At 42.3% G+C, this 6526-nt stretch carries 7 protein-coding genes; 2 read left to right on the top strand and 5 right to left on the bottom strand.

Going from position 1 to position 6526, the window contains the following annotated elements:
- Together VMW01_00625 and VMW01_00620 are read right to left on the bottom strand one after the other, a co-directional pair.
- On the bottom strand, nt 1-328 hold a 328-nt coding region (locus VMW01_00625), incomplete at its 3' end, for a DUF456 domain-containing protein (protein ID HUW04740.1).
- A gap of 78 nt (nt 329-406) precedes the next feature.
- Nucleotides 407-2896, bottom strand: coding sequence for a TonB-dependent receptor (locus VMW01_00620; protein ID HUW04739.1), 2490 nt, complete (start codon nt 2894-2896; stop codon nt 407-409).
- Between the two features lie 121 nt (nt 2897-3017).
- Here VMW01_00620 and VMW01_00615 point away from each other — a divergent pair, with 121 nt between their 5' ends.
- Both VMW01_00615 and VMW01_00610 read left to right on the top strand, forming a co-directional pair.
- Complete coding sequence (locus VMW01_00615) at nt 3018-3287, top strand: acylphosphatase (GenBank protein HUW04738.1); 270 nt, start codon at nt 3018-3020, stop codon at nt 3285-3287.
- A gap of 97 nt (nt 3288-3384) precedes the next feature.
- A complete protein-coding gene (locus tag VMW01_00610) occupies nt 3385-3987 on the top strand; it encodes a hypothetical protein (GenBank protein HUW04737.1) in 603 nt (200 codons plus the stop codon).
- On the opposite strand, the gene VMW01_00605 is transcribed toward VMW01_00610, so the two are convergent.
- The 3 genes from VMW01_00605 to VMW01_00595 form a co-directional block, all read right to left on the bottom strand.
- A complete protein-coding gene (locus VMW01_00605; GenBank protein HUW04736.1) occupies nt 3979-4725 on the bottom strand; it encodes a tRNA threonylcarbamoyladenosine dehydratase in 747 nt (248 codons plus the stop codon). The genes VMW01_00610 and VMW01_00605 overlap by 9 nt on opposite strands.
- Entirely contained in the window at nt 4718-5386 is a 669-nt protein-coding gene (locus tag VMW01_00600; GenBank protein ID HUW04735.1) for a TatD family hydrolase, read from the bottom strand. The genes VMW01_00605 and VMW01_00600 overlap by 8 nt, the downstream gene beginning before the upstream one ends.
- A gap of 68 nt (nt 5387-5454) precedes the next feature.
- On the bottom strand, nt 5455-6360 hold the full coding sequence (locus tag VMW01_00595) for an NYN domain-containing protein (protein ID HUW04734.1): 906 nt from the start codon (nt 6358-6360) through the stop codon (nt 5455-5457).
- Nucleotides 6361-6526: the final 166 nt, after the last annotated feature.

Here is a 6526-nt window from a genome sequence, read left to right as displayed (position 1 = left end):
CTCCAATAAAAGGTCCAATAACAACCCCGATCGGAGGGAGTAGGAGAATGCCTGCGACTAGGCCAAGGGTTGCGCCAATGGCCCCTCTTTTCGACCCGCCAAACTTTTTGGTTGTCCACGCAGGAATTATGTAATCCATTACAGTGACGGTAATGGTTACTGCACCAAGAAAAAATATAGTGAATTGCGTATGCTCTCCGAAACGCGTGGCCTGCATAAGCAGTAAGGCAATAAAGCTAATGGGCGGGCCTGGTATTACTGGCATAATACATCCAAGTAATCCAATTAGCGAGAGTATAATTGCAAGCGATGCTAGGAAATAATCCATTTGCTGATCTATTTTCGACAATATAGAAAATATTAGGGATTGTAGATTTGTTCTACAATCCCTTGAAACTTTTGTAGGCTAAAAATCGTCGAGCGAATTGTCGTCAGGTGATTGGTCTGGCTTCTTTGAACTTCGCTTGTAGTCGTTAATTTTATATGATAGCCCAATAAAGAACATGCGGCTATTTCGTCCACGTTCATAGTTGGTTTCAAAATTATCACCGTAAGTAGTAGAGTTAAATGTGGTTGTTTTAAATACGTCACTAACTCTAGCAGTAATTGTGGCCTTGTTTTTAAGGAAATTCTTTTTTAGGCCTAGATCAAGCGACCACATTCTTGCCATAATACCTTGCCCGCCTGCTGAAAAACCTCTTCCACCAGTGCCGCTTGTAACAATTGGTGATCGGTAGTTAAAGTTTTGTTGAAACTCAATGCCCTTTGGCAGAAATACAACAGAGGCGATTTTTGCAGTCCAGCTGTTGCTGCTCTTTGCATCACTAGTTACCCCAGCACCATTAATCTCGGCGTGAAAGTAACTATAGCTGCCATTAATTCTCCACCACTTGAAGATTGGCGAAGATGCAACAACTTCAACTCCGTAGTTTACTGAACTATTAAGGTTGTCGTAGGTGGTTTCGAAAATATCATTTACCAGCGTTACTTTTTGTGCAATTACATCGGTGGTTTGACGGTAGAAAAGGGTGGTGGTAATGTTTGTTTTGACTTTTTTAAATCCATAGCCCACCTCGAAAGAGTTTACGTATTCTGGATTTATATTTGGATTTCCATAGCTTACATTGTTCGCATCCTGCTTCACTAAGAATGGGTTGATAACCCTGCTGCGCGGTCGGTTAATTCTGCCACTATAGCTGAAGATAAGATCGTGCCCGGTAGCAACCTCGAAGCTTAAGTGTAGCGAAGGAAATACGCTGAAGATATTTTTGTTGAAGGTAGAATCTGTGGTTTTTTGCTCCGACTTGGAAAGGCTTTGCTCAAGTCTTACGCCACCCATATACGAGAGTTTTCCCCATGTGTTAGAGTAACTGGCGTATCCGGAATAGATCTGCTCCTTGTAGATGAAGTTGTTGGAGTATGTTTGATTCACTATCCAACTTTGGGTTGTGGAGTCGCCCTCCCATACAAGGTAATCTGAGTTGTCGGATCGGAGAATGGCTTTGACGCCAGATTCCAACCTTCCCCCATTCCCAATTGGACTCACATAGTCGGACTGGATGGTGAACCTAGTTCCTGGTTCTTTTGTATCAGTTTTTTCTAGCTCGGGATATTGATTTGTTAATACCCCTGCAGGAGTGTAAAAATCTTTTCTCCGCATGGATGAGGATGTTTCAGGACCGTTGGAGAAAAAAGCATCGGCGGTTAGAGTCCGACCTTTTACATTAAAGTCCTTCTTATAGCTTAAGGTGAATTCCGACTCAAACCCATCGTTGTTGCTGGTGGTTCTATTTTGCTTGTAAAAGTCAACAACATTAAGTGCAGAGTCGTAGCTGGAGCTTACAAGATCCTCATTGCCGCTAAACTTTCTTGTGTTTAGCCAAGTGCTTAAGGTGATTGTGTTTTTTGGATTGATGTTGTAATCGGCCCCCAATCGAACTCCTCCAAATGTCATTTTTCTTGTGAAGTCCGTAGTGTTTTTAATATAGGGAATATCGCTCAAGTAGTTTTTGGAGTATGAATTGCTGTATCCATCAAAGTTGAAAGAGCGGAAATCAACGTTTGTAAAAATATTCCAGTTATCTCTTTTAAAGTTGAGGTTTACAGATCCCATATAGCGATTGTTGTTCCCTGCCGTGAGCGACACCATCCCATTTGTTCCAACAATTTTTTGCTTTTTAAGAACGATGTTGATGATTCCGGCCATTCCATCGGGGTCATATTTTACCGAAGGGTTAGTCACCACCTCAATGCTTTCAATCATGGCGGCTGGTAGTTGGTCGAGGCTAGTCATCTGAGAAGGTTTTCCATCGATTAGTATGTTGACATTGGTGGAGCCCCTCAGGCTTATGTTGCCATCGAAATCTACTGTAACAGAGGGAACACTCTGCATAACATCGAGCGCGGTACCGCCAACTGACGCTAGGTCTTTATCGACGTTAATTACCTTTTTGTCGAGGCTGTGCGTCATCATCTCCTTCCTGCCACTAACGGTGACACCCTCCATTGCCTGTGAGGCAACGGCTAGATTTATTGTACCTAAGTCAACATCCTTTGCCTTGGGGGAGACAGTAATATTAGTGTTTTCCCACTGATTGTAACCGATAAACTTAACTTGGACTTTATATCGTCCATAGGGGATCTTCTCGAGTAGGAATTCGCCTGAAGTGTTTGTTATTCCTCCTGTCACAATGGAGGAATCCCTCAATTTTATTACCACTATGCTTGCGTATTCAACAGGGTCACCTGACTGCTTATCGAGTATCTTACCTTTTAGAGTGCCAGATGGTGGCATGCTTCCATATCCTATTCCAGGTCCCGGTTGGGCTGATGCAATTAATGATGTCATGCCGGTGAAAATGACTGCAATGAATAATTTTTGTAACGTTTTTTTCATGGTCAAGTTTTGCTATGCTTTTTAGGTGTTGCGTTGAGATAGTATTTAGACAAATAAGTTTAACATTTCTTGCGGCATTTCATGAAAATTATTTTTCTTGCATTTATTGTCTTTAATAAAAATGAAGGGTCAAGTTTCAATTCACGTTTTTGGGATGGTTCAAGGAGTTGGATTTCGGTATTTTGTCAAGAGAAATGCCAGCAAACTTGGGCTTAGTGGCTATGCGAAAAATAATGATGATGGCACCGTTTTAGTTGTGGCCGAAGGCGATGAGGCCGATTTGTTGATTATGGTTGAATTATGCAAGCAAGGTCCCCCACGAGCATTCGTAAAGGAAGTGCTTGTTAGCTGGGGTGAGGCAACCGGGATGGCTGACTTCTTTACAATTTGAGTGGCTCACGGTTTTGACTTGTATTTGTCCCATCACTCGATTTTACAAAACTATGCGCTAGATTTGAGCACTTTTAGTTTATCAACAATTGTGAGTTATGGGAAATACTGTGTTTGTAAATGATGTGGTGATGGAAAAACTTCGGCTTTCCCACACTTTAAAACAGTTTAAACCTTCGACAGATATTTATTTCGACCTCTTAAGTTCAATTGTTTCGCAACAACTTTCGGGCAAGATTGCCGATCTTATTTTCGGGAGATTTTTAGACCTATTTCCTCAGAGATATCCTACACCTAATTTGGTTTTGGATATTGAAGTTGAGCGATTAAGAAGTGCAGGTCTTTCGAATGGGAAGGCAAATTACGTTAAAAATGTTGCTCGTTTTGCGTTGGAAAGTGGTCTGCAGCTGGAAAAGGTTTCTGCTATGGATGACGAAGCGCTGCTGGGGTATCTGACTACAATTAAGGGCGTGGGTCGCTGGACTGCCGAAATGACACTCATTTTCTCGTTGAATCGGCAGGACGTTTTCCCCATAGATGATCTAGCGATTCGCCAAAGTATGGTAGAACTATACAACATTGATCTGGATAGTAAATCGCTGAGGCAGAACCTTACTAGTATAGCTGAATTGTGGAGGCCAAATAGAACTCTGGCTTCGCTATTGCTTTGGGCATGGAAGGATGGGAAGAAGCTACGATAGCTTATTGTAATCGCCAATAATTATTGTTCGGATTACGACCGATGCGCAGGAAATACCAAATACTGCTGGCATGTAAGAGATTGTTCCCACATTCGACTTTTTGTTTTGCTCTCCCTCGATAAGTGTTACAGATCCAGGCAGTGGTTCTTCGTCCGAAAAAACAACGGTAAATCCATTCTTGATCCCTATTCTGCTAAGTCGTTTGCGAAGCATGTGCGCAAGCGGACAGTGATGCGATTTAGAAATATCGGAAATTGTTACTCTTGTTGGATCAAGTTTGCCTCCAGCCCCCATTGAACTAACTAATGGAATGCCGGCTGCAATTGTTTTTGCTATCAGGTTAACCTTTGGCGAAAGTGTATCTATTGCATCGACTACAAAAGTGTAGTTGGTTTTAAGAAGCGCATCAGTTTTATCATCGCTAATGAAGTCTTTAATTCGATGCACTATTAGCAATGGGTTTATGTCGAGCAATCGGCTTGCGAGAATATCCGCTTTTGACTCCCCAACTGTGCTGTGCAACGCTGGGAGTTGCCTATTTATGTTGGTAATATGAACATTGTCCGCATCTACAATGGTAAGTTCTCCAACGCCCGCCCGGCAAAGCATTTCGGCGGCATAAGCTCCAACACCACCTAGCCCAACCACTAGAACGTGAGCTTTCTTTAGAAGTTCAACACGTTCGTTGCCTAAAAGAAGTTCAGTGCGTGCTAGCCAGCTGGTGTCTTGTTCAGTCATTGATGGATATTTTGAATAGGCTTGCAAAGTTATTCCAAATTTCAGATATGAGCTGTTCTGTCGAGATACCCTTTATTTCTGCTGCCTTTGAATAGATGGATGCAATAGAAACGGAAGCATCATCGGTCTCTAGAAATAGCTGATTGGTTGGAGTTCTCCTCAAGCTATCGGCTGTGGCATTGTCGTTGGTATGGAGCGCGGCTCCGAAGGAAAGATAGTTTCCTGCATCGAGAATGGCTTCAGCTTTGGTAAACTTTCCCCTAAAACCATGGAAGATAAAGGGGGTTGGGTGTTTCATCCGGTTTTGTATTGCCAAAATTTCATTGGTGGCTCTTACGTTATGTATTATCACAGGAGTGCGGAGGGCTTCTGCGATTGCGAGCTGTTTTTCAAACACCTCGAGCTGGATGGAGTTTTCCACGTTGCAAGCCTTGTCTAGGCCAATTTCCCCTAGTGCTATCACCTTCTTATTTTCTTGAATTAACTGCCCAAGCCATTCAATTTCAGAAGAACCATGTATGGCTGCCCTCCAAGGGTGAATACCTGCAGAATAGTAGAGCCTCGGATGGTCGTCGACGATATCACCAGAAGAGACGTTCAACAAGCATATAAATGCATCTTGATGGTAGCGGTGAGTATGAATGTCAATTGTTTTAAGCATGGGACTTCGAAGGTTCTTCCATCTTATGTCTTTGTTAAAAGAAAAGCCCTAATACTAGGGCCAATCTTTTAGAACTCAATTTTTCGAATATTCTTCGCCACTTCTTGTCCTCGCTCATTTTTTTCAACGGTGAACTCAACTGCATCACCTTCCCCGAGGTCGTTGAAATCATCGATGATAAGATCGGTGTAGTGGAAAAATAAGTTGTTAGGTGGATATGCAATAAAACCGAAGCCCTCCTTCAGGCTAAGGATTTTACTCTTCTTGTCGGGGCCATCGCCAAAGTCCAGCTCCTCTCTTTTTGCATAATTTGATTCAGTTTGAACGAAAAGATCGTTGGACATGCTATCGACCATGTTGCCCTCATTGTCTATTATCTCGTTCATCTGAATTGGGTAGGAGGCCTCACTAAGCAAATCTTGCGAAGTTTTGGTGACCATTTTTTGGCCGCTGTCATCCATAAATTCAAAATTCCAGCTGAGCACTATAACGCGAATGCCTAGGGTATTTAACTTCCGAACAAGCGGAACATAATCACCATCAGAGGCAATGAGTACAACCACATCGAACATTTTATGTATGGCAAGCTCCAGCGCCTCCATTGCCAACCAAACCTCTACACCGCGATCTTCTTTCCTTCCAAATTTATTGCGAACTGGTAGGTAGTGGGTAGTTACACCTTCGGACATAAGGATGTCGTCGAAAACTCGCTCGTAGTATAGCTGGCTACCGCGTTGACTTGCTTCCTGTGCGTTTAATCGGCTCCTGAAATAGTGTGCGTCCACTACCAAGCAAAGCCTTTCGTCTATTTCGTCAACTTTCGCCACCCATCTGCTAATAAAGTTGTGCATCCCTGAAATGCTCAGTCTCCTCTTTTTGGGGTGGACGTAATTGTAATAATTGCTTACATGTAAGAAGTAATTTCCGTCGTAAAAAACTCCAATTTTTCTTGTTTTTTGATTTCCTGGTAACATGTTCGTATCGATTATAAATTGTTTAAATAATTATGCTTCACTAACCTTGTTTTGGCTGAAATGTTCTCATCTGATTGATGCTTTTTTACTTAATGGTTGTTGGTAATTGCTTTGGTGACATTATGGCATTGGTTTATGGCTGCATGTATGACATTGTGGCTTATTT

Source organism: Williamwhitmania sp., assembly GCA_035529935.1.
In the GTDB taxonomy this organism is placed as follows: Bacteria; Bacteroidota; Bacteroidia; order Bacteroidales; family Williamwhitmaniaceae; genus Williamwhitmania.
Note: the sequence above shows the minus strand (reverse complement) of the source record. Positions and strands in the feature narration are given on the sequence as shown.